Here is a 26,280-nt window from a genome sequence, read left to right on the forward strand (position 1 = left end):
ATGTTGCAACACCCGCAAATCGACCCGGTGGCCATTTCTATCGGGCCACTGAAAATACACTGGTATGGTCTGACCTACCTGGTCGGCTTTGCTGCCGGCTGGTGGTTGGGGCGCTTACGCAGCCGCAAACCCTGGTCGCCGGTTAACGAGGAGCAGGTGGGCGACCTGCTGTTCTATCTGGCGTTGGGAGTTATTCTGGGTGGTCGCTTTGGCTACGTCATCTTCTACAACTTCGATGTGTTCCTTGCAGATCCTCTGTGGCTGCTGCGGGTGTGGGAAGGCGGCATGTCGTTCCACGGCGGCCTGCTGGGTGTCATGCTGGGCATGTGGTGGTACGGCCGTAAAATAGGTGTAGGCTTCTGGCGCATGACCGATTTTGTTGCGCCACTGGTGCCTGTGGGCCTGGGGGCAGGGCGCATCGGCAACTTCATCAACGGCGAGCTCTGGGGTAAACCCACGGATGTGCCCTGGGGCATGGTATTTCCGCAAGCGCCAGACGCCTTGGCTCGACACCCCTCCCAGCTTTATCAGTTCGCCCTCGAAGGCGTGCTGTTCTTCATTATATTGTGGTGGTTCTCGGCCAAACCCAGGCCGCGTATGGCCGTGTCCGGCCTGTTCCTGATCTGCTATGGCGTGTTTCGCTTTGCGGTGGAATTTGTGCGCGAGCCCGACGCCCAGCTGGGCTATCTTGCTTTTAACTGGCTTACTATGGGGCAAGTGCTGTCATTACCCATGGTGATAGCTGGCCTGATTCTGATGACCATAGCCTACCGGAGAAATGCCGTATGAAAGCCTACCTGGACCTGATGCAAGATATAGTCGATAACGGCAGCAACCGTGGCGACCGCACCGGTGTAGGCACCCGCTCGGTATTCGGCCGCCAGGTTCGCTTCAATCTGCAGCAAGGTTTCCCCCTGGTCACCACAAAAAAGATTCACTTGCGCAGCATCATTCAGGAGCTGCTGTGGTTCCTGCAGGGCTCCACTGACAACAACTGGCTGACCGAACGCAAGGTCAACATCTGGAATGAATGGGCTCTGGATAACGGTGATTTGGGCCCCATATACGGCAAACAATGGCGTAGCTGGCAGTGTCAAGACGGCCGAGTGATTGACCAGATCAGCGACTTGATCGACCAGATTCGCCAAAAACCCAATTCCCGCCGCCTGATTGTCTCCGCCTGGAATCCGGCCGAACTGCCCGACGAATCCATCGGCCCGCAAGACAATGTGCGTCAGGGCCGTATGGCACTGGCCCCATGTCATTGCCTGTTCCAGTTCTACGTCAACGACGGCAAACTCTCCTGCCAGCTCTACCAGCGCAGCGCCGATCTGTTTCTGGGCGTACCCTTTAACATCGCCTCCTATGCCTTGCTCACTCACATGATTGCCCAGCAGTGCGATCTCGACGTTGGCGAGTTCGTACACACCTTTGGCGATTGCCACCTCTACAGCAATCATCTGAATGACGACATCGTATTCGAACAACTCAAACGTGAACCAAGGGCGCTGCCAAAGTTAGTGATCAAGCGAAAGCCTAACTCCATCTTCGAATACGATCTGGACGATTTTGCGTTCGAAGGCTACGAGCCATATCCCGGAATAAAAGCACCGATTGCAATTTAATAGTTGAGTTAGCTTTCCGTGTTAAAAAAGGAAATCACCATGCAAAAAGCACTCATTGTCGCCATGGCCCAAAATCGCGTCATCGGCCGTAACAACAACTTGCCATGGTACCTGCCTGGTGACCTGAAATACTTCAAACAAGCCACCATGGGCAAGCCTATTATCATGGGCCGCAAAACATGGGACTCCATTGGTCGTCCCTTGCCAGGACGCATGAACGTGGTTATCTCACGCAATGAAGAATGGCAGGCACCAGTAGGCACCACTGCAGCCACAACGCTGCATGCAGCACTAAAAAAAGCCGAAGCACAGGCAGAACTGGATGGTATTGAAGAAGTCATGGTGATTGGCGGCGGGCAAATCTACGCCGAGGCGCTACCGCTGGTGGACCGTATTTACATGACCCTAGTGCACGCAGACGTGGAGGGCGATGCTTACTTTCCGGACGTAAATTGGGAGGAGTGGAACGAAGTCGGACGCGAAGATTTCTCCGCGTCCGACAATAATCCTTACAACTACAGCTTCGTAGTGTATCAGCGCTTGGCGTCAGACTGACGCGGCGGGCGTTTGCCAGCGGGCTTGCCGGCAAACTTGCCTTTGCCGCCTGGCGCGCCGCCACTCGGACGCTTATTGTAGCTACCTGGCTTCGGGCCTTTGCGGAACTCGCCAGGGCGACCGGCTTTGCGGTCACGATTTGGTTGCGTGGTTGATACCGCTGGCAGAGCTTCCGGCTGCTCCAGTGGCAACGAACCGGGTTGAGTGGCTTCCAGCATGCACGCCAAAGCGCCTGCAACCATCGTGATGTCCATCTCGTTGCGCTCGGCAATATCGTCCAGCATCGCCATTGCTTTGCTGAGTTTGCGATCTTCCGCAAAACCGATCAGTTGGCTTTCAAACTGATCTACGCGCATTTTTTGCAGCGCCGCCGGCGAGGGCAACTCATAGGCTTCCATGGTCGCATTGGTAGCGCGCTCCAGCGTGCGCAGCCAGCTACGCTCCCGGGGCGTTACCAACAAAATAGCTTTACCATCACGACCGGCACGGCCAGTACGACCAATGCGGTGAATATACGCTTCGGTGTCGTAAGGTACGTCGTAGTTGATCACGTGTGTGATGCGCGGCACGTCCAGACCACGGGCAGCAACGTCTGTGGCTACAACGATGTCTTTCTTGCCACGCTTCAAGTCTTCAACTGTTTGTTCTCGCTGACGTTGATTCAGATCGCCGTTCAAGGGTGCTGCAGCGTGGCCGCGAGCCGCCAGCTTTTCCGCCAACACAATGGTTTCGGCCTTAGTGCGTACAAAGATAATTGACGCGTCAAAAGGTTCCACTTCCAGAATGCGGGTCAGGGCATCAAGCTTGCGCTCAGCGTACACCGGCAGCACGTACTGGGAGATAGCGTCAACCGTGCGGCTTGCGCTTTCGATACGCACTTCAACCGCATCTTTCAGATAGGTCTGAGCAACCTTCTTGATTTGCGGCGGCATAGTGGCCGAGAACAGTGCGCGCTGGCAGTTGTCCGGGGTTTTCGACAGAATCGCTTCAACGTCGTCAATAAAGCCCATGCGTAGCATTTCGTCGGCTTCGTCCAGTACCAAGGCTTTCAGGTTATCCAGCTTCAACGTGCCTTTGCGCAGGTGGTCCAGCATCCGGCCGGGAGTGCCAACAATAACGTGGGCTCCGCGGCGCAAGCCTTTTATCTGTGGGAAAAAGTCTTGGCCGCCATAAATCGGCAGCACATGAAAATTAGGGAGCTTGCTGGCATAGGTAGAAAATGCCTCTGCTACCTGAATGGCCAGTTCGCGGGTAGGTGCTAGAACCAGAATCTGCGGCGCGTTGACGCTTGGGTCCACCCGGCTCAGCAGTGGCAAAGCGAAGGCGGCGGTTTTACCGGTGCCGGTCTGGGCTACACCCAGTAAATGGCGGCCGGACAATAGCGCAGGGATAGCTTGCGCCTGTATTGGTGTAGGGGTTTCATAGCCAACGGCGGTCACCGCTTCAAGAACGGCAGGATCAAGCCCCAGTTCGGCAAAAGACAATTCAGACATTGATGTACTCGGAATTCGAAAGGTAAAGCATTGACGTGCAATGCGTGATGTGAACGGATTATACCGGTTTTGTTGCTGCTTTAAAATGCAAAAATTAATGCTGGCTCGTAGGTAGTTGTCCGCGGATGTCAAATAAGGGGCGCTAAGCACCCTTATCAAGCTCTGGGTGACGATTTGAACGTTTGTCCTCCCAGCTCAATTCCTGTGGTTTATACCAGCCGACAGCCCGCAGTACTTTCTCGCGTGTTGGTAGCGACAAGGTAATCCAGAGTTGCTGGAAATCCTCCAGTCCTTGCGTACGCAGGCGGACCTGCCTGCTTTGCAGTCGGCTAACGATGCGAGGCAGGTTTAGCGCGGCACCTAGCTGACCGGGCACAATAATTTCTTGCCCCAGCACTTTGCGGCGATGTGTGCGCGCGGCCAGCACTCGCTGCAGTTCGACAGCGGCGTCGAGCGCTGTGTCTTCGGTAAATGTGTCTACTTCCACTGATTCGGCTCGCAATAATGACAATTTTTTAATAAATCACGACAAACTGCTAGCTATCCCTGTGCCTATGGTGCCGTGGTAGGCTTAGGTCCGCAATAAGGAGAGTTTGGGTTACTATGCACGCAAAACTTGAAACACGCGCCTTCTTGGCCATGCTGGTCGGTGTATCAGTCGCCTTTATATTATTGATGAAGCCTTTTTTTGGACCAATATTTTGGGCGATTGCCATTGCCCTGATTTTTCATCCGGTTCAGCTGAGACTGGCCCGACGCTTTGGTGACAGGCCCAATACCAATGCTTTGATGACCTTATTTCTGTGCATGGTGATTGTGGTTATCCCCGTGTTGCTGTTGGTGGCATCCCTGGTAGCAGAGGGCGTCGGCCTGTACCAGAAAATCCAAAGCGGCGACGTGCGCCCGGGCGAATATATCGATCAGGTAAATCAATCGTTTCCGGCTATTCAGTCTTTTCTGGCGCAGTTTGACATTAGTTTCGCTGAACTGCGCGATCGCGCTGTCAATCTGGTGGTTAGCGGTAGCCAGTTTCTTGGAAAGCAGGCGTTAGATCTGGGCCAGAATACTTTCCAGTTTTTTCTTGGTCTGGCGTTGATGGTATATCTGGCGTTCTTTTTGCTGCGTGATGGCGTAAGCCTGGTAGAGCTTTTGATCCGCGCCTTGCCGCTGGGAGACGAACGTGAGCGCCTGCTGTTTGCCAAGTTTGCCGAAGTTACCCGGGCGACGGTAAAAGGAAATCTGCTGATTGCTGTTATTCAGGGTGCCATGGGCGGCTTGATTTTTTGGGTTCTTGGTATTGAGGGCGCGATTCTTTGGGGGGTGGTGATGGCCATTGTGTCGTTGTTACCTGCGGTGGGTGCGGCACTGGTATGGGTGCCGGCCGCTATTTACTTGGCCGCGGTAGGCGATGTAGTTCAGGCGCTTATATTGACTGCTTTCGGTGTTGTGGTGATTGGTCTTGCCGACAACGTACTGCGCCCAATTATGGTTGGGCGCGACACCAAGCTGCCAGATTACATTGTGTTGCTGTCTACCCTCGGCGGCCTTGCTATGTTTGGCATCAACGGCTTTGTTATGGGCCCTCTGGTGGCGGCGCTGTTTAACGCTTTTTGGGGTATTTTTATTCGCGAGTTCAGCCGCGAGTCGCCGATTACCCAAGCGTGGTTACGCGGCAACCAGGCTAAAGATCCAGGTAAGGCCGATACGCCCGAAGAAAAGGATAGGACCGAACTCCGCTAGCCGCTGGAGCACCGTTTAAGCTTTCAGGGCGGGCTGAAACAGGCGATTTTTGCGGCTAATGAATATCGGGTTCAACCGTTTGTGCATGGTTGTTTTGCGCACCGCTGACGATACTTTGCGTTAATATAGCCTTTACTTATAAATCACGTGCCATAAGGAATACCTTAATGAAAGGTCAGGAAAGCCTGTCACTTCGCCAGCTAAAAGCTTTCCAGCCTTTGAACAAGCTAACCGATGATGAGCTTGTGCTGCTGGCCAGCCGTGCCGAACGCTGTGTGTTTAAAGCGGGCAAGGGCGTCATGCAACGCGGTGCTTGTGACGGCCAAGAGTTTTTTCTGTTGGCCGGCGAAGTAGAGCTAACGTCCGAAGACGGCCGTCAAGTCCGCATTACGGCCGGCAGCGAGCGTGCGCAGAACCCCATCGCCCGCCTGCAGCCGCGAATGTATGATGTAAGAGCGGTAAAGCCCAGTGAGTTTTTGGTGATTGCCCAAGATGTCTTGGCGCAAATGCTGGGACGGGCACCGATGGAACAGGAGGAGATGCAAGCCAGTGATGGCGATCAAGTTAGCAGCGAGCAGCAGCAACTGTTGATGGAGTTCTATTCTGAGCTGCGTTCGAATAAGGTTCGGCTGCCCAGTGTGCCGGATGTAGCGTGGAAAGTGCGGCGTCTGGTAGACCGGGAGGATGCTGGGGTAGATCAGGTCGCTATGGCTATATCGGCAGATCCGGCAATGTCTGCGAAGCTGGTGCGAGCTTGCAACAGTCCTCTTTATCGCGGCTTTACCGATGTCCGCAATGTACGTGAGACAGTGGTACGTCTGGGTCTGAAGACAACCCGCCAATTGGTGACCGTATTTGCCATGCGTGACGTGTTTAAGAGTCGTCAGCCGTTGCTGCAGAAACACATGGAGCGTTTATGGCAGCACTCTCGCGAAATGGCAGCGCTGTGCTGGGTGCTGGCTGATGAGGCTACCAATATCAACCCGGAAGAGGCCATGTTAGCCGGGTTGCTGCACGACATTGGGGTGGTGCCAATATTAGTGCACGCTGAGCATTATCCTCATTTGTTTAACGACGACGATCGCTTATTGACAGTTATAGCAGAGCTGCGCGCAGATACGGGTACCGGGGTGCTGGAAAACTGGGCGTTTCCTGCACCGTTTTTAGAAGCGATCCGCCATGCTCAAGACTGGAATTATAACAGCGATCAGCCGCAACCACAGTTGGTAGACATAGTGATCGTGGCGAAAATGCACGCCATGATTGGTTCTGGCGAGAGCGAGGGGTTGCCACGTTTTGATCAGTTGCCTGCTTACAGCCGTCTGGGCGGGCTTGAGCTGAATGCGTCGCGCAGCCTGGACTTGTTAACCCGCGCCCGCAGTCGTGTGGATGAAATAAAACAGCTGCTGGCAATTCGTTAGGCTCATTCAGCTGACGGCCGGCGCGTAGTCGGCCAGCGCCTGGGGCCAACGCAAATAAAGATAGCCTCCGCAAAATACTAACCAAGCCGTGAAAGCCGCCGCGGTTGTGCTGTCTGGATAGAGTGCGATGCGGTCATAACGACTGTAGCTTGCGCGTACTAAACCAGTGACTGCCAGTCCCAGCAGCAAACCGCCCACAATATCGCTAAACCAGTGCACACCCAAATAAAGCCGACTTAGCGCCACCGGAAGCAGTGGCAGCGATGCCAGCGTATATATCTGCCAGCGTTTACGAGCGCCGGCTTCGGCTGCAATAAAACTAGCCGCAAGGGTTACCAGCACCGTAATGCCGGCGGTATGGCCGCTGGGAAATGAAGCGGATTGGGGCGGTGCAAACACTATTTCCGGTCGTGCTGCAGCAAAACCATTTTTCAGAGCCCACACTAGAACAGTGGTCAGCACGCCGGCGGCCAGGCAGTGCAGTGCGCCGGCGTAAAAACCACGAAACGCCAAGGCGAGACAGGCCAGCGCGGTGGCTATCAGTAAAATTGCCGGGTCGCTTAACGAGGTAATCGCAATAGCGGGTATATCTAGCAGCGGTTGGCGCCAAGCCGCGAACCATTCTAGAACTGCTTGATCAAAAGGCCGCAGAATATCGGTAAATACCGTAAGCTGGCCCCACAACACAAACAGACTGGCGCTGCCCAGACCCAGCATAAGAGATGCCAGCGGAAACTCGCCCTGGTTAGTAGGGCGTTGCTTGCTGTACAGGTGCCAGAATCGATGGCTAGCACGGTAATTTTGCATAAGCTGCTCCAGATACTGGTATACCCGGCCGTGGCCCGTTAGGCCCAGGTGTGCGCGAAATAACACCAAATACACCAGCAACAGAACCCCCACGCTTACCAAGCTAACGGCATAGACGTGGGGCGGTGGCCGTAACTCTGACGTAAGCGCGCTGCCTACGAGAAACCCCGGCAATACGTAAACGGGTGCCCATGCAATAGCCGAGCTGATATTGAAGACGAAAAAGCGGTGCCAAGGCATCCAAAGCGCACCCGCAACCAGGGGAATGATGGGCCTGATCGGGCCAATAAAGCGCCCTGCCACAATACTAAAGGCGCCGTGCCGGTAAAAAAAGGCCTCTCCGCGGGTCACGATGGCCGGGTAACGGCTCATGGGCCAAACGTTATTAAGCCTTCCGGTTAGCAGGCGCCCGAGGGCAAAGCTCAGGGTATCGCCGACAATGGCGCCAAAAAACACCCAGAAGAGGGCCTCGCCCAGTGCCATACCGGTCTGTCCGGCCAAGGCAGTTAACGCAAACAGAATGGCCACGCCGGGTACCAGTAGACCGGCAATCGCCAGCGACTCCACTAGGGCAGTTGCAAACAGCGCGGCGCTTAACCAGCCCGGATTTGCAGCCACTAAAGCGCTCAGCTCACCCAGCCAGCTCTGCATTATAAAGCTACGGTTCCGGGCACAAACCGCACACTGTTGCCGCCCGTTTTACGGACCTGACTGGCGCCGATATGGGCCCTTTTTATTAAAGCGTTGCTTTCGCTATCAGCTGGCAGGCGCGTGGTGCAGCCTAAACTGACGCTGCTGCTTTCAACCGGCAGCCATTGCCGTTCGGCGATCGTGCGACGAATGCGCTCGGCGATTACTCGCGCGCCCTCCTCTGGGGTGAATGGCAATATCAGGAACAGAGTCGATTGACTCAGGGTATAAAGAGTATCGCCGGCGCGAATGATTTCGAACAGCTGCTGAATAATTTGCCGCTGCAAGGCAGTCAGGGTGTCGTTGCCATGCAGGGTCGCCACTTCATTAGCGTGATCTATATCCAGAGCAATCACCGACAATGGGTGTCCGGTTGCCTCGGCTCGGCTGATTTCCTGTTGCAGGTTTTCGTCAAGAAACCGGCCGTGGTGAGCCCCAGTCGACGGATCGATAATGGTCAGGTCATTCGCAGATTGCGCCATGGTACTGTAGCGCCGAACTGCCAGCGCGCCGGTTCCAATTAGCATGGCCATACCACCGAAAGCCGCCAGAGCTTCTGTGGTTCCGGCTTTCAGCATTAACAGCAGTGTCATCAGTACCAGCAATAACAGCGACAGGCCCAAGCCTTCGCGCAACGGCAGAATGAGCAAGTTCAGCGCTAGCAAAGGCATTGCCCAGTGGCCGGCAACCTGACTCTGACTGGCAGCGCTGGTCGCCAGTACGGCGCCATTGAGGGTGCATAGCACAACAAAATGACCTTTTGCGATCAATTGCTGACGCCTGTTCATAATGGTGTAGGCCAGGCCCGATCCGGCCAATACAGCCATAGCCAGAGCAATAAAAAACAACCCATAAAAGCCGTAACGCAGATTTAGCAAGCCCAGCATCAGCAGGAATAGAGCGGTTAGCAGGTACGCTATGCCGTGGGTGCGGGTGCGCAGCCGGGTTTCGATCATGTCCTTGGCTCCTGGTTAGGCCCATTGAAGGGTTGGCTGTTATTACCCGCGTGTTGCTGGGCTCTGCGCAACACGCCGGTAACGCTGTGTTGCAGGCTGTTGGCGTCATCGCCGATGTTGAGCCCGGCGGTGCCGGTGCTGAGTGTCGTTGTTAGCTGGTGACTGTTTAGCAGTTGTTGCACGCCGTGCTGCAGAGCCTGAGCCTGCCGCGAGGCCTGGGGGCTGGTGATACCGGGAAGAATGATCAAGAACTGAAGATCTGCGACGCGATAATAAGCGTCAAAGTCGCGGATGTGGCTGTGCAAATAGCGCCCGATTTGCGGCAGAATTGAACGCAAATCGGCGCCCGCCGGCTCTGCATCGTTGCTGGGTTTTAACGCCAACATGATGACTGACAGGGTTGTGCCTTCACGCTCGCTGCGTTGAATCTCTTTATTTAAATCGGAGGTCAGATGTTGCTGGCTGGCGGCGTTGGTGAGCTCGTCGGTGCGGCGCAGGGGCATTAGTTGGCGGCGTTTGAACTCCAGCAGAAATACCAGTACTAGGCTGAGGAGCAGGGTCAGAAAAAAAGCGCCGATCGTCTGGTGGCGTTGGGCAATGCCGCTGGCTTGGTACACCGTAAACATGGCGATGGCGACAACCGCAACAATGGCAACCCACGCGCCGCGCCGCGGCACTGCAACATAGGCCAACAGTGGCAGGCCGTAGAGCCAGTAACTCATAAACCACCGGTCGGTAAAGGCGGCAGTGGCCACCAAAAGCATCAGAATGATAAAAAATCCGGCGCGCAGGGCAGGCCAAGGCGCGGCACCATGGCGTTTGTGGAACGTCGGGCTGCACACCACAATGCCGCCAACCGTTGCAGCGCAGGCAGCTAACAGTGGTTCACTTGCCAGCACACAGAGCGCAGCCATAACTGCAGAACCGATGAAGGCGCCGTGGGCAAGGTGTTTTAACAGCACAGAGTTGGCCATCGTGGCCATGTTCATGTTCCTTTATAATGACAACTGGTTTTCGGAATTTGAGGTTCGAGTATACTCGTTGTTTGGGGTGCGTACTTGAATGCAGACAGGTAAAGTTATGGCTCTTGCGATATCAGGATTCAAAGGTAACAAGCGGATGGACATTGCAGCATATATGAAGGAAGTGGGTGCCCAGGCTCGTGCAGCATCGAAACACGTTGCCCGATCAACCACAGCGGTTCGTAATCAGGCGCTGCTGGCGATGGCTCAGGCTCTGGATGCCGCCCGCGACGAACTGGCAGAGGCCAATCAACAGGATCTTTCTGCGGCCAAGGCCAGTGGCCTCGATAGCGCTATGCTGGACCGCTTGGAACTGACGCCGGCGCGAGTAGACGCCATGATTGAAGGGCTGCTGCAGGTGGCCGGCCTGGCAGACCCGATTGGCGCAATAACCGACATGGCCTACAGGCCATCGGGCATTCAGGTCGGTAAAATGCGTGTGCCGCTGGGTGTTGTCGGGATTATTTATGAGTCACGCCCGAACGTGACGGTTGAGGCAGCCAGCCTTTGTCTGAAGTCTGGTAACGCCGCAATATTGCGCGGCGGATCTGAATCCATTCACTCCAATCAGGCGATTGCGCGCTGTATTACCAGTGGATTGGCTCAAGCCGGTCTGCCGGAAACGGCTGTTCAGGTTATTGCCACCACCGATCGCGCCGCAGTGGGTGAGTTGATCACTATGCCGCAGTACGTTGATGTTATTGTACCGCGCGGTGGCAAAGGCTTGATTGAACGGGTTAGCCGCGACGCCCGGGTTCCGGTGATCAAGCACCTTGATGGCGTATGTCACGTTTATATTGACAGTCACGCCGATCCTGAAAAAGCGCTGGCGGTGGCCGTGAACGCCAAAACTCAACGTTACGGCACCTGTAATACCATGGAAACTTTACTGGTGGATGAGGAAATCGCCGCCGATATGCTGCCACTGCTGAACGCTGCGTTCGTAGAAAAAGGGGTAGAACTGCGCGGCTGCGAGCGCAGTCGGGAAATTGTCAGCGAAATGACGCCGGCGACAGAAGCCGACTGGGAAGCAGAATACCTAGCCCCGATTCTTGCAATAAAGATAGTTGATGGTCTGGACGGCGCTATTGCTCATATCAGTCAGTTCAGCTCTCGGCATACTGACAGCATTATCACCGAAAATTACACCCGCGCCCGGCGCTTTCTTACCGAAGTGGATTCCAGCTCGGTAATGGTGAATGCCTCCACTCGCTTTGCCGATGGTTTCGAATACGGTCTGGGCGCGGAAATTGGAATTTCCACTGACAAAATTCACGCCCGTGGGCCAGTGGGGCTGGAGGGCCTGACGTCGCAAAAGTACGTGGTGTTCGGTGACGGTCATATCCGGGTTTAGCGCATGCACGTAATTTATGGTGGAACCTTTGATCCGGTGCACCACGGCCACCTGCGACTGGGCCTTGAGCTCAAGGACTATCTGGGAGTGGCTCAGGTGCATCTGGTGCCCAGCTATACTCCGCCGCATCGCGGCGCGACAGGTGCAACCGCTGATCAGCGACTCCGGCTTTTGCAACTGGCGATTGCGGACGAACCGGCGTTGGCGATTGACTCGCGCGAGTTGGACCGCGGCGGCAAATCTTTTACCGCCGACACCCTGCGCCAACTGCGCGCCGAATTGGGCCCGGATTGCCCACTGGTGATGGCGGTGGGTACCGATGCGTTTGCCGGCTTTGATCGCTGGCGCCAGTGGCAGGAAATTCTGGGATTGGCGCATGTGGTGGTAGTCAGCCGCCCCGGGCCGACGTTAGACCCACAGGGTGTGCCCGCCGCTTTGCTGTTGAAACATTATGTCGAGCACGGCAGTGAGCTTAAAAGTTCGGCTTGTGGCCGAATTGTAATGTTTGCGCCGCCCTTGCTGGATATTTCCGCGACCGCCATTCGTCAGCGTCTGGCAGAGGGTCATTCCGTGCGCTACCTGCTGCCTTGGCAAGCGCTGGCAGAAATTCACCGGCAAGGGCTCTATGGTGCCTGCCCTGCGGTGGAACTTTAGTGCTATAATCGGACTAATAGCGACTTTTCGGGCGGCCATTCTGGCCAGAGCCCGGGCAACAGGGTAATTATGCAGGCCGAACAACTGAAAGATCTGGTAATAAACGCGCTGGAAGATGTCAAAGCCCAGGATTTAAGTGTCATTGATGTGCGCGAGCGCACCGGTATCACCGATTTCATGGTTTTGGCGTCTGGCACGTCCAACCGACACCTGAAAGCGTTGGCCAATTCGGTCGTCGTTGACGCGAAAGAGCAGGGTGTTCGGGTTGATCATATAGAAGGCGCAGGCGGTAGCGACTGGATACTGGTGGATTTGGGTGACGTTGTAGTGCATGTAATGATGCCGGCGGCCCGCGAGTTTTACGATTTGGAACGATTTTGGCGTGACGCTCCTGCACCTGACTTTGGTCTCGCGGGCGGCGAATAACCATGCGTTTACGTCTGATCTGCGTGGGGCAAAAAATGCCCGACTGGGTCAGCGCCGGTTATCTGGACTACGCTCGCCGCATGCCGCCGGAGCTATCCCTGGAGTTGGTTGAAATCGCCATGGCACACCGGGGTAAAAATCCGGACATCCCCAGACTCATGCAGCGCGAAAGCGATGCCATTCTTGCCGCTACCCAACCGAAAGACCGGGTGGTGGCGCTGGAAGTGGGCGGGCGATCCTGGTCGACGGAAAGGCTGGCTGCGCAACTTGAAAACTGGCAGCAGGACGGTCGCGACGTCAATTTCTTGGTGGGCGGGCCAGATGGGCTTGCGGAAGCCTGTCGCCAGCGCGCCGGCCAACAATGGTCTTTGTCGTCGCTGACGCTGCCTCACCCGCTGGTACGCATTGTGTTAGCGGAGCAGCTGTATCGAGCCTGGTCCATTACCCGCAATCATCCTTACCACAGGGCGTAAGGTGCACGATGGGAGTGCTTCATGCCTTGGGGTGAATTCAAGAACATAGCCGCTGAACGCCGTTTGTTCCAGCGCCGCACTCTGGTCATGCTAATTTTTGTGATGTTGCTAACGGGAGCGTTGATTGCGCGCCTGTACCAGTTGCAAGTAGTAGAACACGAGATCTACACCACGCTGTCAGACAAAAATCGGGTTCAGGTGCAGTCAGTGCCACCGCCACGGGGTTTGGTATACGATCGCAATCGTGTGCTGTTGGCGGAAAATCGCCCGGTGTTCAGCGTGACTCTGGTGCCCGAACGCATTACTGATATGAGCGCTACCCTAGCGCGCCTGCAAACCATCCTGTCCATTTCCAATGAAGACCTTGAACGCTTTCAGCGCCGCTTGGAAGAGCGCCGCCGTCCGTTTCAGGAATTGCCTCTGCGTTATGATCTTAATGAAGACGAAATCGCCCGGCTAGCGGTGCTGCGCCATGAATTACCGGGCGTCGAAGTGCAGGCCGAGTTGGTGCGCTACTACCCCCACAGCGAATTTACCGCCCATGCCTTGGGCTTCGTGGGGCGCATTAATCAAAGTGAGTTGCAGCGTATTGATCCGGTTAATTACGCCGGTACCAATTACATCGGAAAATCTGGAGTTGAACGTTTCTACGAGCAGATGCTGCACGGCAAGGTTGGCTATCAGCATGTTGAAACCAACGCTCGTGGCCGCACCCTCAGGGTGTTGGAGCGCCAAAATCCGGTGCCTGGTGAAAATATTCAGCTGCATCTGGATTTGCGCTTACAGAAGCTGGCCTACAAACTGCTTGACGGTCGCCGCGGAGCCATTGTGGCGATTGAACCGGCAACAGGCGGCATTCTGGCGCTGGCCAGTGTGCCGGGGTTTGATGCCAACCAGTTTGTGACAGGCATCAGCGTAGAAGACTATCGCGAACTGAGTGAAAGCCGCGACAAACCTTTGTTCAACCGCGCTCTTCGTGGGCAGTACCCCCCTGGCTCTACCCTAAAACCAATGTTGGCGATTGCAGCGTTGGATAGCGGTGCCACGACCCGCAACCGCCGCATTTGGGACCCAGGCTATTTCCAGTTCAACTCGTCTGGGCGGCGTTATCGGGACTGGAAACGTTCAGGACATGGGTGGGTAGACCTTAACCTGGCCATGGCCCAATCCTGCGATGTGTATTTTTACGAAATCGCGGTGGACATGGGGGTTGATACCATTCACCACTATCTTTCTCGCTTTGGATTCGGTGAAGACGCCGCGCTGGACGTGGCGGGGGCGCTGAGTGGTCTGCTGCCGTCGAAGGAATGGAAACAGGGCGCCCGCCAAGAGCCCTGGTACCCCGGTGACACGGTTAATCTGGGTATCGGCCAAGGTTTTATGTTGGCCACGCCTCTGCAGCTGGCCACGGCCACGGCGCTTATTGCCGACCGTGGTTATTGGGTAGAGCCGCGACTGCTAAAAAGTGTTGACGGCAACAACGATCTCACGAGTTTTTTGCCGGAGCAAAACCACGCGCCGTTAACGCTAAAAAATCCGGACGACTGGGAGTTTGTAGTGGAGGCCATGGCCGATGTAATGCACGGTGCGCGCGGAACCGCCCGTGCCTCTGGCGCAAACGCCAGCTACCGAATGGCCGGTAAAACCGGAACGGCCCAGGTTTTTTCCTTAGCTGAAGATGAAGAGTACAATGAAGAGGAAGTGAAAGAGCGGCTGCGTGATCACGCGATGTTTGTTGGTTTTGCGCCGGTAGATAACCCGCAGATTGCTGTGTCGGTGATTGTTGAAAACGGCGGTGGCGGCAGCAGTACCGCTGCGCCGGTGGCGCGCGCCCTGTTTGACGCCTGGCTGTTGGAATTCGGCGAAGGCGGGGGCGATAGAGAGGGTAGCGCCGCCGCAGACATAGCCAATGTTGAGAGCCCTCGCTGATGGTCAATCGGGATATATTACACGGCACTGACAGTAGCTCCTTGGGAAACCCCCGCGGTTTCTGGGCTACGGTGCATCTGGACCCTATTCTTCTGGTGTTGCTGTTGATACTGATGGGTGGCGGCCTTTTTGTGCTTTACAGCGGTGCCGACCGCAATATAGATGTTGTCAAGGCTCAGGGTATTCGTCTGGGAATTGCCTTCGTTGTAATGGTCGTGCTGGCCCAGCTTGACCCCGCCGTGTTTCGCCGTTGGGCGCCGTTGTTTTACACCCTCGGCCTAGTGGCGCTTTTGGCCGTGCTGCTGGTGGGAGTTGGTGCCAAGGGCGCTCAGCGCTGGCTGGCGGTGCCCGGCTTGCCGAGGTTCCAGCCTTCGGAATACATGAAGCTGGTGGTGCCAATGATGGCCGCCTGGTATCTGTCGCGTCACTATCTGCCGCCACGTTTGCGTCATCTGGCGGTGGGTATGGCCATTGTGTTGGTGCCTATGGCGATGATCGTCAAACAGCCTGATTTGGGCACCTCCCTACTGGTTGGCATGGCGGGTATCTTCGTGGTGTTTTTTGCCGGTATCAGCTGGAAGCTCATTGCAACATTTTTTGCGTTGGTATCGGTGTCCGCGCCGGTGATGTGGATGTATGGCATGCGCGATTACCAAAAACAGCGGGTGCTGACCATGCTGGACCCGCAAAGCGATCCGCTGGGGGCAGGCTGGAATATTATTCAGTCTAAAACCGCTATCGGTTCCGGTGGCTACGATGGCAAGGGTTGGCTGCACGGCACCCAGTCGCATTTAGAATTTCTGCCCGAAAGTCACACTGACTTCATTGTGGCGGTGTTGGCTGAAGAATTTGGTTTTGTCGGCATGCTGGTTTTGCTAACCGTGTATTTTCTGATTATTTTGCGCTGCCTTCACATCGCAGTTTCTGCCCAGGATTCTTTTAGTCGCTTGCTGGCAGGTGCATTGACCATGACGTTTTTCATCTATATTTTTGTCAATATTGGTATGGTCAGCGGTATGTTGCCTGTTGTGGGCGTGCCGCTGCCTCTGGTCAGTTACGGCGGTACCTCCGGGGTTACCCTTATGGCTGCCTTCGGGGTGTTGATGTCGATTCACACCCACCGACGCATGATCTGTTCGTGAGCAGTTCCAGAGCGCAACCATGGCTGCTCGGTAATGGTGTAGTACCAGCCGCAGCCGTTAGAATGGGGGTCTGCCCGCATTTGCGGTTGCCAATTATGGGGGATATCCCATTGTGATCATCAAGTCTGCCCTGTGGGTCGTGTTGGCGGGGGCTCTGGCCATGCTGGTCGGCTGTGCTTCTGCGCCCCCGGAAAAAGACCATTCCGGCCGTTATACGATCCGTCAGGATCGAGCGCCTGACGGCAACTTTGACGCCTCGGGGCTAAAAGATGCGCAACCGCGCTTTGAAGAGCCGCGGCGGGCGGGCAACAAATCGCCTTACATCGTGTGGGGTAAAAAATACAGCGTGATGGATGATAACAACGGTTACGTGGCTGAGGGCATGGCAAGCTGGTACGGTGAGAAGTTTCACGGCCACAAAACCTCTAATGGCGAAGTGTTCGATATGTACCAGATGACCGCCGCCCACAAATCGCTGCGCATTCCCAGTTACGCGCGGGTGACCAACCTTGCCAACGGCCGCTCGGTGATTGTGCGGGTAAATGACCGCGGCCCCTTTCATGGCGACCGGATGATTGATTTGTCCTACGCTGCAGCCAAACGACTGGGTTACCAGGGCCAGGGTGTTGCGCAGGTAAAGGTAGCGGCGATAACAGTGAGCCCGGACGGCTCCATGTTTGTGGCCAATAAGCCGTTTGGTGGAGCCGCTGGGGCACAAGTAGTAGCTGCGCAAAAGCCGACGGGTTATTCAGTACCCAAGCCAGAACCCAAGCGCGAGTCTGTTGCGGCGAAGCTGTCCGCGCCAGAACATCCGCATAGCTCAACAGGGATTGCGCCTGCCGCACAGGGTGTATTCGTGCAGTTGGCGTCATTTTCCAGCAACGTTGCGGCCGAAAATCTGATCCGAAAAGTTCAAAACCAGGTGCAGACACCCATGCGGGTTAAAGTGGCCGACACCGGTAGCGGGCGTTTTCACCGCGTTCAGGCTGGCCCCTTCAACAATGAACAGAGCGCCCTGCAAGCCCAACAGTTGCTGCAGACCTACGGTTTCTATGAAACAATTTTGCTGACGGACTCTCGTTGACGGGCTCTCGCTGACAGATTTGCGCTGGCTGATCCAGGCAGAAGAGCCACGCTGAAGAGTCGCCGGTAAACCCTATCCATACACTGACCAATAAATGAAAAAAACCATGGCTTTCATATCTCTGTTCCGTTCCGCTTTGTTTGTGTACACACTACTGCTGGTCATTGCCGGCAACGCTTTGGCCCAGACCGTACTGATACCGGCGCCGCCGCAGATTGCCGGCAGTTCCTACGTGTTGATGGAGCCCAAAAGTGGGCACGTCATTATGGAAAACAACAGCAGTGAGCGCCTGCCGCCCGCCAGCCTGACTAAAATGATGACCGCGTACATTGTTGAGCGCGAACTGGATGAGGGCCGTATTGCCATGGACGACATGGTGCCCATCAGCGTTACTGCTTGGCAAACCGGAGGTTCCCGCACCTTTGTGCGTGAAGGCACCAGTGTAACGGTAGAAGATTTGTTACGTGGGGTAGTGATCCAGTCCGGTAACGACGCCTCGGTGGCCCTGGCGGAATTTGTTGCCGGCAGCGAGGGCGCGTTTGTCGACATCATGAACCAGCAGGCTGAACTCTTGGGCATGACCAATACCAATTTCGAGAACGCCACCGGATTGCCGTCACCCAACCACTATTCAACCGCTCAAGACTTAGCTCTTTTGGCCCAGGCCACCATCAACGATTACCCCGAGACTTATCCAATTTACGCCGAAAAGCAGTTCACTTTCAACAACATTCGCCAGCCAAATCGCAACAGCTTGCTGTGGCGTGACAACAGCGTAGACGGGCTGAAAACCGGCCATACCGAAGAAGCGGGATATTGCCTGGTGGCTTCGGCAAAACGCGATGACACCCGTTTTATAGCGGTGGTAATGGGCGCTCGCAGTGCGGAGTCGCGTTCACAAGAAGTGCAGAAAATGCTGAACTATGGCTTCCGTTACTATCAGAGCGAGCGCCTGTTCAGCGCCGGCCAAGAGCTGATTGAGTCACCGGTTTGGGGTGGTGCTGCCAACACCTTGCCGGTTGGAGTGCTTGAAGATGTTCATGTCACCATTTCCCGCGGTGCCCGCAATCAGCTGGAGTCTGTTATAGACCTTGACTCCGTGGTTAAATCGCCGGTCAGCGCTGGTGATGAATTGGGCCGCATCAGGGTTTCGTATCAGGGCGAGGTGCTGGTAGACCAGCCCGTGCTGGCGCTGGTGGATGTGCCTGACGGCGGTTTTTTTAAGCGTATCTGGGACGCGGTAAAGCTGTTTTTTGTGCAGTTGCTCCCGTAAGTCATAACGCCATAGCCGGACAGTAAGATGAGTGACGAAAAAGCACCAAAAATAGAATTTCCCTGCGATTACGCGATCAAAGTGATTGGTAATGCAGCTCCGGATTTCAGGGATTTTGTACTAGCAGTGGTTGAGCGCCATGCACCGAGGCTAGATGTTAATACCGTGACTGTAAACGACAGCCGTAACGGCCGTTTCTGTTCGGTGCGACTGACCATGGTTGCAACCGGAGAGCCGCAACTGCAAGCGCTGTTTAACGAGCTTAAAGCCAGCGGTCGCGTGCACATGGTGCTGTGACCGTGAGCCATCTGATTGTGCGCTCTTTGGGCGAGCAGCCCTACCTGGAAACCTGGCACGCTATGCAGGCATTTACCGCCAGCCGCGACAAAAACAGCGCTGACGAACTCTGGTGTCTCCAGCACCCGGCGGTTTATACCCAAGGCCAGGCCGGTAAGGCCGAGCATATTCTGGCGCCGGGTGATATACCGGTGGTTCAGGTAGACCGAGGTGGCCAAGTGACATACCACGGCCCCGGCCAACTGGTTATTTATCTGCTGATTGATTTAACGCGCAGTGCTCTGGGTATTCGCGCGCTGGTCAGCCATATTGAACAGTCCATCGTAAACACTCTTGCACCTTTGGGTATCAGTGCCGCGCCGCGAGCCGATGCGCCGGGGGTTTACGTGAATGACGCGAAAATCGCGTCGCTGGGTTTGCGTGTACGACGCGGTTGCTCATTCCACGGCCTGGCGCTGAATGTTGCCATGGATATGGAGCCCTTCGCGCGAATCAACCCTTGCGGCTATGCCGGTATGGCTATGTGCCAGGTTCAGGACTTTGCGCAGCACGCCACATTTGCACAGACAGAGCAGCAGCTTGCCGAACAACTGGTTGCCGCCTTGGGTCATAGCTTGGCAAGCGGGGGCTCGGTAAGCTGGCAGAAGGGCTGGTAAATTTGCGCCGAGATGAGACAGTGGCAGGCTAAAAACATTTGAATCAGTAGATATTTACCGTAGAGAGCACTTGAGTGAGCGAATATCTAAGTGAGAGAGTATTTAAGCTGGAAAGATTTAGGGCTGGAGAGCATTTAGAGTTGGAGAGTATTTATGGCAAAAAAGGGATCAGACAACTCTGTCTCACGCATAAAAACCGGCAGCTTCGAACGCAGGCTTAGCCTTACCCGTGCTGGCCTGTTTGCGGGCACCCGCATGGCTTCCCACATGGCGACCAATTGGCTGGGTGGTAAGGAGCGCCGCGAACAACGTCACAAAGCTATGTTGTCTACCCAGGCCCGCTTTCTGGTAGGGGAACTTGGCCAACTAAAAGGCAGCGTGGTCAAGATTGGCCAGGTGATGGCTTTGTACGGCGAACATTTTCTACCCGATGAAGTTACCGAAGCGCTGCATACTCTGGAAGACCAGACCACGGCTTTGGCGTGGCCGGCCATCGAGCGCGTGTTGCAATCGGAATTAGGAAGTGAGCGTTTGGCGCAGCTGGACATTGAGCGTCAGCCAATTGGCGCCGCTTCACTGGGCCAGGTTCACCGAGCCCGGCGCTTGAATGACGGCCTTGAACTGGTGCTGAAAGTGCAGTACCCCGGTGTGGGCGATGCGGTCGACAGCGATCTAAACGCCGTTGCCAAGCTGCTAAAAATGGCCCGCTTGGTCAATTTTGGCCCTGAGTTCGACGACTGGCTGGAAGAAGTGCGGGTAATGATGCACCGCGAGGTGGATTACCGCCTGGAAGCCCGCACCACCGAGCGTTTTCGTCAAATGCTGCTAGACGATCCGCGTTTCATTGTGCCGCGGGTACTGCCGGAATACTCCAGTGCCCAAGTGATTGCCTCCACTTATGAGCGCGGGCACTCTGTTAACTCTCCCACAGTTGCCGGCATGTCGTTGGAGCGCCGCAGTGAGCTGGGTAAGGCCGCGCTGGAGCTGTTCTTTCGCGAGCTGTTTGATTGGGGCGAAATTCAGACCGACCCGAACTTTGGCAACTATCGCATTCGCCTGGCCGGAGAGTCGGGCGCAGAAGCAGAGCACGATCGTATCGTGCTGCTGGATTTTGGCGCGGTGCAGCGCTACAACGATGACTTTCTTCGGCCGGTTATCCAAATGATTCGTGCCTCCTATGAAAACGATCTGGCTGCTGTGATCGATGGAGGGGTGCAACTCCGGTTTATGAGCCGTGACTGGCCCACTGAGGTGCTGGAGACCTTTGGCCGGGTTTGTATGTCAGTGTTGGAACCTTTAATTGGCGACCCCAGCGAATGGCCACCCGTGGCTGTGAACAGCGCCGGCCAGTATCGCTGGAAACAAAGCGACTTGCCTTCACGGGTAGCACGGCAGGCCGCTCGTTCTGCTATTAATCGCTACTTTCGCGTGCCACCAAAAGAGTTCGTGTTTCTAAACCGCAAGTTGATCGGGGTTTACACGTTTATTGCCGTTTTGCAGGCGGAGTTCAACGGTGAGCCAATGCTAAAGCGTTATCTTTACCCTGAAAACACGAAACCCGACACCAGCGCCTCGGTTTCGGGGCCGTAGGCTCTGAGTACCAACCACAGCACAATGGCATAGCGCAGGCCCTTGCCGATGCCAACCAAAATCACAAAGTTCAGCCAAGGCACGCGCATAATACCGCCTACCAGGGTAAGGGCGTCGCCGCCAATCGGTAACCATCCCATCAGTAACGACCATTGGCCAAAGCGGTTAAAGCGGTTGCGGGCATTGTGCAGCTGCACTTCAGTCATCGGAAACCAGCGCTTGTGCTTGAATCGATCTACCTGGCGTCCGATAATTCCGTTCACCACAGACCCCAGTGTATTTCCGGTTGTGGCCGCAAACCACAACCAGAATGGCCCATAGCCCTTGGCCAGCAGGGTGCCCAGCAGGATTTCTGAATACGCCGGTAGCAGCGTAGCAGCGGCAAAAGCGGTGACGAAAAGGGTCAGGTATACCACGGGTTCTCCGTTTAAGGATTTATTGGATCACTTTTGGCTTTCGTCATAGTGGCCAATGGGAATGCTAGGCTATCGCGGCTATTCAAACAGTCAATTTTCATTCTCCGGCAGCCATGCGATGATATTCAAGTCAATGGAAAAAATATCGATCAAGCCAATAGCCACCAAGCTAACAGGCCAGCATTAATAACGGGAGCAAGTTATGGAAAAAGTCACAATTTTTGGTCGTACCAGTTGCGGGTTCTGCGTAAGAGCCATTCGTCTGTGCGAAGCTCGTGACTTCGAGTTTAAATGGGTAGACATGATTGAGGAAGATATTACTAAAGCGGATATTGCACAGAAAATCGGCAAGCCCGTAAATACCGTGCCGCAGATCTTCGTGGGTGAGCGGCACATTGGCGGATATGATGAATTTGCTACTTTTGTCCGTCAGCAAGAAATAGCCGAGCATTAATCGCTTCTAATTGTCCATGCCATCCAGAACCTTATTGGCCCAACTGCGGCTTTCCAAAAAAAAGTGGTTGAGTGTGGTAATTGCTTTGTCACTGGCATTTTTCAGGCGACCCTTTTCAAAAGCTTTGACTAAATGAAGGGTCTTGCCAAGCGGGCCTTCGTGAGCAAGTAGCGCTCGCTTGATATTTGGTGCGAGAGGGAGTTGGTCACACAATAGTTCGAGCTTTTGGCCGAGCAGCACATCAACCATCGATAGCAAGCCCATCATAAAGGCGGGTTCTTTGTTTTCCTCGCAGTCTCGTGCAGCCAGCCGCGAGCACATGGCTGCGCGGGTAAGCGTTTGTGGCAATAACAACATGTTGCACGGGTCGTCATTAGCCAGTACCAGCATGGTGACCAGGCTACGAAGGCGATTCAGTCCAAGCAACACTATGGCCTGGCGCATGCTAATTATTTCGTGGGGCAAATTGTAGCTTGCAGAATTGACTGTGCGCAGCATTTGGACCGCTAGCTGAGGTTCCTGCACCAGTAACCGTTCCAGTTCGTTGTAGTTTGCTTCAGGTTTTTGTAATTCGCCCAGAAGGCGAAGTTGCGCCGACTGATTGCGCCCGCGCTTAAAGGCGGTGGATTGACGAGTTTCCGGGTGGGCGTAAAAGTAACCCTGAAAAAGTGTAAATCCCATGGCCCGAGCTTGATCGAACTCTTTTTTGGTTTCCACCTTTTCGGCCAACAAGGTGATGCCGCGAGTTAGGTAGTGTTCTACCTGCTTTCTGGTGGGAGGCTGCTCCAACACGTCCAGCTTGACAATGTCGGCCAGATCCAGAAGCGGTCGGGTTGCGTCGGTCAGTACAAAGTCATCCAATGCTACGGTGTAGCCCTGAGATTTTATGTGCTTCAACGCTGCAAGGATTTCTTCGTCACCCTCTACGCATTCCAGTACCTCGATAACCACCTGCTCCGGGCTGGGCGGCAGTAATGCCGGGTTCAGCAGCCACTCACGGGGGGCGTTGAAAAACAGCTTTCTACGGCCGCAAAGTGACTCTACACCGGTTTCGTAAAAGGCTGCATTGCAGGCCCGTGCAGTGGCGATAAGGCCATCTTCTATGACAGCGAAACTCGCGCCTGCGGTGGCTCGGTAGAGTAGCTCGTCGGCCACATGGACCATATTGGCATCGCAAATTGGCTGCAGAGCAATGCAATAAGAGCCGGTGTTGGGTTTTTGGGGGTTCGTCATGAATCATTAGTACCCAGAGAATTACACTGGCGTCAAAAGCCAGACGAGACTGCAGCATACAATAGAGCTGCCGCGGCTCAAACACCGGATATTTTATTTGTCTGCGAAGCTGGCAATACGGCAGCCTCTAGGGCTGCCGTATTGAGTGTGGAGGAGTTGTTTTAGAGCTCGAATGCGGTTTTAAGGCGTTTTTCCACCAATTGGTTTATCAATTTGGCTACTTTTGGCAAGCCGTTTTCAAAAGGTGGAAAACTTTCGCCCTGAATCAGCGGGCTTAGGTAGTCGCGGCAGTCTTGGGTAATGCCGAAGCCGTCATCGGTGATGTAGTGAATCGGCATTTTCTTTTCCTGATTAGCCACTTCGCTCAGCGGTGCCTCGCCAACTCTCCAGCGATAGGGCTTGGCCTGCTCGCGAATGATGATGGGCATTAGTGCCTGCTTGCCGGCAATCGCCATTTCAACCGCTGCCTTGCCCACGGTGTAGGCCTGTTCTACGTCGGTGGCCGAGGCGATATGACGCGCACTTCGCTGCAGGTAATCAGCGACGGCCCAGTGGTACTTATAGCCCAGAGCCTGCTTCATCAGATTTGCCAGCGCTGGCGCAACGCCGCCTAGTTGGGTGTGGCCAAAAGCGTCTCTGGCCCCGGCTTCAGCCAGAAAGCGGCCGTCTTCATATTGGGCGCCTTCAGACGCAACAATCACGCAATAACCGTATTCCTTCACGCAAAAGTCCACCCGGGCCAGAAAAGCCTCGCGATCAAACGGAATTTCCGGGAACAAAATAATATGTGGCGGCTCACCTTCGCCCTGACCGGCAAGCCCGCCTGAGGCAGCAATCCAGCCAGCGTGGCGACCCATCACTTCCAGAATGAAAACCTTGGTGGAGGTCTCGCACATGGATTTGATGTCAAGGCTCGCTTCCATCGTGGAGATGGCAATGTATTTGGCAACCGAGCCAAAGCCCGGGCAACAATCGGTGAAGGGTAGATCGTTATCAACGGTTTTGGGTATACCGATGCAAATAATCGGATAGCCCATTTTTTCGCTGATCTGCGATACTTTGTAAGCGGTATCTTGCGAGTCGCCGCCGCCGTTATAGAAGAAATAACCAATGTCGTGGGCGCGGAATACTTCAATCAAACGCTCGTATTCGCGGCGGTTTTCGGAGATATTTTTAAGCTTGTGGCGACACGATCCAAACGCACCGCCAGGAGTATGCATCAGTGCGGCAATGGCACCATCGGACTCCAGACTGGTATCAATCAGTTCTTCTTTCAACGCACCGAGAATACCGTTGCGCCCGGCATACACCTTGCCGATTTTATCCGGGTGCCGGCGGGCGGTCTGAATAACGCCACAGGCGCTGGCGTTTATAACGGCGGTAACACCACCGGATTGTGCATAGAATGCGTTTTTAATGGCCATCTGGCAGGTAAGCCTCTCACTGATTTGACGATGGCGCGCATGATACGCCAATTACCGGCAATTTTCATGACCGGTAAAACCGAGACGGTCAGCAGCGCATGCTTGACGGGCTGCAGTGTATGGGGGACGCTTGGCAGCGTTTTTATCAGGAGGCGGTCGGTTTCATGCACATTCATATATTGGGTATTTGCGGCACCTTTATGGGTAGCCTGGCTGTATTGGCCCATGAAATGGGGCACAAGGTGACGGGCTCTGATCAAGGCGTTTACCCGCCCATGAGTACCCAACTGCAAGCTCAGGGAGTCGAGCTGATTGAAGGCTACCACCCTGACAACCTTGAACCGCGACCCGATCTGGTGCTGATCGGCAACGCCATGTCCCGCGGCAACGCCGAAGTGGAACAGGTGCTTAACGGCAATATTCCTTATATGTCCGGCCCCGAATGGCTGGCGCGGGAAGTGTTACACCAGCGTTGGGTGCTGGCGGTGGCCGGCACCCACGGCAAAACCACCACCACCGCGATGCTGCTGTGGATACTGGAGCAGGCCGGGTTTGACGCCGGTTATCTGGTGGGAGGTGTACCCAGAGATTTGCCGGTTTCTGCGCGCTTGGGTAGCAGTGATTTTTTTGTGATTGAGGCCGATGAATACGACAGCGCGTTTTTTGACAAGCGTTCGAAGTTTGTTCACTACCGCCCGCGTACGCTTATTTTGAATAATCTGGAATTCGACCACGCCGATATTTTTGACAACGTGGAAGCTATCGAGCGCCAGTTCCATCACCTGATTCGGACTGTGCCGTCCCAAGGCTTGATTCTGCGCCCGACGCTGGATAGTCACCTGGACAACGCCATTGCCCTGGGCTGCTGGACCCCGCAGCAAACGCTGTCTATTGGTAGCGAAGCCGACAGTCCAAGCGACTGGCGAGCCGAACTGTTGAGCGACGACGGCAGCCATTTCATGGTGTTGCGCCACGAGCAGCCGGTGGCTGCAGTAAAGTGGGCCCACAGCGGCCTACACAACGTACGTAACGCCTTGTCGGCCATTGCCGCAGCACGCGATGTGGGTGTTACTCCAGACCACGCCGTTAGCGCGTTGTGCTGTTTTTCCGGAGTAAAAAGACGCATGGAGTTGCTGGCGGACATTAATGGCGTAAAGGTGTATGACGACTTCGCCCATCACCCCACGGCCATCGCCACTACCCTGGACGGCTTGCGCAAACAGGTGGGCAACGAGCCGGTGCTGGCATTGATCGAGCCCCGTTCCAATACCATGAAACAGGGCGTACACAGTGACACCCTGTTGCCCAGCGCGGCAGCCGCCGATCGCGTGCTCTGGGCCAACCTGAACGATTCGAGCTGGTTGCCGAAATTGGTTGAACGCTGGCAACAGGCCAACGCCGACAGTAGCTTGCATCGGGTAGAAGCATCAGTAGACGATTTGATTGCGCGGGTAACGGCAGACTTACCCAGCCCCTGCCACATTGTCATTATGAGCAACGGCGGTTTTGGCGGCATTCATCAACGGCTGATTGCTGAAATCGAACGTATCAACGGATAGTCTAAAT

General features: G+C 55.2%; 26 protein-coding genes. 18 read left to right on the forward strand and 8 right to left on the reverse strand.

Annotated elements, in window-relative coordinates; translation table 11 throughout:
- From lgt to ABA45_RS04160, 3 genes are read left to right on the forward strand one after another with little or no spacing between them, the layout of a single operon-like run.
- Positions 1-789 (forward strand): prolipoprotein diacylglyceryl transferase, encoded by a 789-nt coding sequence (gene lgt / locus ABA45_RS04150; protein ID WP_048384435.1) that lies wholly within the window; start codon positions 1-3, stop codon positions 787-789.
- Complete coding sequence (locus ABA45_RS04155; RefSeq protein ID WP_048384436.1) at positions 786-1,625, forward strand: thymidylate synthase; 840 nt, start codon at positions 786-788, stop codon at positions 1,623-1,625. Before lgt ends, ABA45_RS04155 begins: the two co-directional genes overlap by 4 nt.
- A gap of 39 nt (positions 1,626-1,664) precedes the next feature.
- Positions 1,665-2,180: a dihydrofolate reductase gene (locus ABA45_RS04160; protein ID WP_048384437.1), complete on the forward strand. Its 516-nt coding sequence runs from the start codon at positions 1,665-1,667 to the stop codon at positions 2,178-2,180.
- Here the strand turns inward: ABA45_RS04160 and ABA45_RS04165 are convergent.
- Together ABA45_RS04165 and ABA45_RS04170 are read right to left on the reverse strand one after the other, a co-directional pair.
- Positions 2,159-3,673: a DEAD/DEAH box helicase gene (locus ABA45_RS04165; protein ID WP_053076120.1), complete on the reverse strand. Its 1,515-nt coding sequence runs from the start codon at positions 3,671-3,673 to the stop codon at positions 2,159-2,161. The genes ABA45_RS04160 and ABA45_RS04165 overlap by 22 nt on opposite strands.
- Positions 3,674-3,815: 142 nt before the next feature.
- Positions 3,816-4,160 (reverse strand): hypothetical protein, encoded by a 345-nt coding sequence (locus ABA45_RS04170; RefSeq protein ID WP_048388663.1) that lies wholly within the window; start codon positions 4,158-4,160, stop codon positions 3,816-3,818.
- A 116-nt stretch (positions 4,161-4,276) separates the two neighbouring features.
- Between ABA45_RS04170 and ABA45_RS04175 the strand changes: the two genes are divergently transcribed.
- Positions 4,277-5,413, forward strand: coding sequence for an AI-2E family transporter (locus tag ABA45_RS04175; protein WP_048384438.1), 1,137 nt, complete (start codon positions 4,277-4,279; stop codon positions 5,411-5,413).
- A gap of 167 nt (positions 5,414-5,580) precedes the next feature.
- The gene (locus ABA45_RS04180) at positions 5,581-6,834 is read left to right on the forward strand and encodes an HDOD domain-containing protein (RefSeq protein WP_048384439.1); all 1,254 of its coding nucleotides are present in this window, start codon (positions 5,581-5,583) and stop codon (positions 6,832-6,834) included.
- A gap of 6 nt (positions 6,835-6,840) precedes the next feature.
- Here ABA45_RS04180 and ABA45_RS04185 read toward each other — a convergent pair whose 3' ends face one another.
- The 3 genes from ABA45_RS04185 to ABA45_RS04195 are packed head-to-tail and all read right to left on the reverse strand — an operon-like array spanning position 6,841 to position 10,270.
- Positions 6,841-8,292 carry a bifunctional DedA family/phosphatase PAP2 family protein gene (locus ABA45_RS04185; RefSeq protein ID WP_048384440.1) on the reverse strand — a complete coding sequence of 484 codons (1,452 nt, stop codon included), beginning with the start codon at positions 8,290-8,292 and terminating at the stop codon, positions 6,841-6,843.
- A complete protein-coding gene (locus ABA45_RS04190) occupies positions 8,292-9,287 on the reverse strand; it encodes a GGDEF domain-containing protein (RefSeq protein ID WP_048384441.1) in 996 nt (331 codons plus the stop codon). The genes ABA45_RS04185 and ABA45_RS04190 overlap by 1 nt, the downstream gene beginning before the upstream one ends.
- A complete protein-coding gene (locus ABA45_RS04195; RefSeq protein ID WP_048384442.1) occupies positions 9,284-10,270 on the reverse strand; it encodes a GGDEF domain-containing protein in 987 nt (328 codons plus the stop codon). The genes ABA45_RS04190 and ABA45_RS04195 overlap by 4 nt, the downstream gene beginning before the upstream one ends.
- Positions 10,271-10,406: 136 nt before the next feature.
- Here ABA45_RS04195 and ABA45_RS04200 point away from each other — a divergent pair, with 136 nt between their 5' ends.
- The 11 genes from ABA45_RS04200 to ABA45_RS04250 all read left to right on the forward strand — a co-directional run bounded on the left by ABA45_RS04200 (position 10,407) and on the right by ABA45_RS04250 (position 21,187).
- On the forward strand, positions 10,407-11,663 hold the full coding sequence (locus ABA45_RS04200) for a glutamate-5-semialdehyde dehydrogenase (RefSeq protein ID WP_048384443.1): 1,257 nt from the start codon (positions 10,407-10,409) through the stop codon (positions 11,661-11,663).
- Positions 11,664-11,666: 3 nt separating this feature from the next.
- On the forward strand, positions 11,667-12,317 hold the full coding sequence (nadD, locus tag ABA45_RS04205) for a nicotinate-nucleotide adenylyltransferase (protein WP_048384444.1): 651 nt from the start codon (positions 11,667-11,669) through the stop codon (positions 12,315-12,317).
- A 69-nt stretch (positions 12,318-12,386) separates the two neighbouring features.
- Positions 12,387-12,743: a ribosome silencing factor gene (gene rsfS / locus ABA45_RS04210; RefSeq protein ID WP_048384445.1), complete on the forward strand. Its 357-nt coding sequence runs from the start codon at positions 12,387-12,389 to the stop codon at positions 12,741-12,743.
- Between the two features lie 2 nt (positions 12,744-12,745).
- Positions 12,746-13,216: a 23S rRNA (pseudouridine(1915)-N(3))-methyltransferase RlmH gene (rlmH, locus tag ABA45_RS04215; protein WP_048384446.1), complete on the forward strand. Its 471-nt coding sequence runs from the start codon at positions 12,746-12,748 to the stop codon at positions 13,214-13,216.
- 21 nt (positions 13,217-13,237) lie between these two features.
- A complete protein-coding gene (gene mrdA, locus ABA45_RS04220) occupies positions 13,238-15,145 on the forward strand; it encodes a penicillin-binding protein 2 (protein ID WP_048384447.1) in 1,908 nt (635 codons plus the stop codon).
- Complete coding sequence (rodA, locus tag ABA45_RS04225) at positions 15,145-16,287, forward strand: rod shape-determining protein RodA (RefSeq protein WP_048384448.1); 1,143 nt, start codon at positions 15,145-15,147, stop codon at positions 16,285-16,287. The genes mrdA and rodA overlap by 1 nt, the downstream gene beginning before the upstream one ends.
- A 112-nt stretch (positions 16,288-16,399) precedes the next feature.
- Entirely contained in the window at positions 16,400-17,371 is a 972-nt protein-coding gene (locus tag ABA45_RS04230) for a septal ring lytic transglycosylase RlpA family protein (RefSeq protein ID WP_198147050.1), read from the forward strand.
- A gap of 106 nt (positions 17,372-17,477) precedes the next feature.
- Complete coding sequence (locus ABA45_RS04235) at positions 17,478-18,644, forward strand: D-alanyl-D-alanine carboxypeptidase family protein (protein ID WP_048388667.1); 1,167 nt, start codon at positions 17,478-17,480, stop codon at positions 18,642-18,644.
- A 27-nt stretch (positions 18,645-18,671) separates the two neighbouring features.
- On the forward strand, positions 18,672-18,941 hold the full coding sequence (locus ABA45_RS04240; RefSeq protein WP_048384449.1) for an HP0495 family protein: 270 nt from the start codon (positions 18,672-18,674) through the stop codon (positions 18,939-18,941).
- 2 nt (positions 18,942-18,943) lie between these two features.
- Positions 18,944-19,597 carry a lipoyl(octanoyl) transferase LipB gene (gene lipB, locus ABA45_RS04245; RefSeq protein ID WP_084708271.1) on the forward strand — a complete coding sequence of 218 codons (654 nt, stop codon included), beginning with the start codon at positions 18,944-18,946 and terminating at the stop codon, positions 19,595-19,597.
- A gap of 153 nt (positions 19,598-19,750) precedes the next feature.
- Complete coding sequence (locus tag ABA45_RS04250; RefSeq protein WP_048384450.1) at positions 19,751-21,187, forward strand: ABC1 kinase family protein; 1,437 nt, start codon at positions 19,751-19,753, stop codon at positions 21,185-21,187.
- Here ABA45_RS04250 and ABA45_RS04255 read toward each other — a convergent pair.
- The gene (locus ABA45_RS04255) at positions 21,136-21,603 is read right to left on the reverse strand and encodes a YqaA family protein (RefSeq protein WP_048384451.1); all 468 of its coding nucleotides are present in this window, start codon (positions 21,601-21,603) and stop codon (positions 21,136-21,138) included. The two genes, ABA45_RS04250 and ABA45_RS04255, sit on opposite strands and share 52 nt — an antisense overlap.
- A 202-nt stretch (positions 21,604-21,805) precedes the next feature.
- On the opposite strand from ABA45_RS04255, the gene ABA45_RS04260 reads away from it, so the two are divergent.
- Positions 21,806-22,057, forward strand: a complete 252-nt coding sequence (locus tag ABA45_RS04260) for a GrxA family glutaredoxin (RefSeq protein WP_048384452.1) — start codon at positions 21,806-21,808, stop codon at positions 22,055-22,057.
- A 6-nt stretch (positions 22,058-22,063) separates the two neighbouring features.
- Here ABA45_RS04260 and ABA45_RS04265 read toward each other — a convergent pair whose 3' ends face one another.
- Positions 22,064-23,290 carry an EAL and HDOD domain-containing protein gene (locus tag ABA45_RS04265; RefSeq protein ID WP_048384453.1) on the reverse strand — a complete coding sequence of 409 codons (1,227 nt, stop codon included), beginning with the start codon at positions 23,288-23,290 and terminating at the stop codon, positions 22,064-22,066.
- A gap of 161 nt (positions 23,291-23,451) precedes the next feature.
- On the reverse strand, positions 23,452-24,714 hold the full coding sequence (locus ABA45_RS04270; RefSeq protein WP_048384454.1) for a 6-phosphofructokinase: 1,263 nt from the start codon (positions 24,712-24,714) through the stop codon (positions 23,452-23,454).
- A 164-nt stretch (positions 24,715-24,878) separates the two neighbouring features.
- Here ABA45_RS04270 and mpl point away from each other — a divergent pair, with 164 nt between their 5' ends.
- Complete coding sequence (gene mpl, locus ABA45_RS04275) at positions 24,879-26,273, forward strand: UDP-N-acetylmuramate:L-alanyl-gamma-D-glutamyl-meso-diaminopimelate ligase (RefSeq protein ID WP_048388671.1); 1,395 nt, start codon at positions 24,879-24,881, stop codon at positions 26,271-26,273.
- Positions 26,274-26,280: the final 7 nt, after the last annotated feature.

Source organism: Marinobacter psychrophilus (genome assembly GCF_001043175.1).
Taxonomy (GTDB): Bacteria; Pseudomonadota; Gammaproteobacteria; order Pseudomonadales; family Oleiphilaceae; genus Marinobacter; species Marinobacter psychrophilus.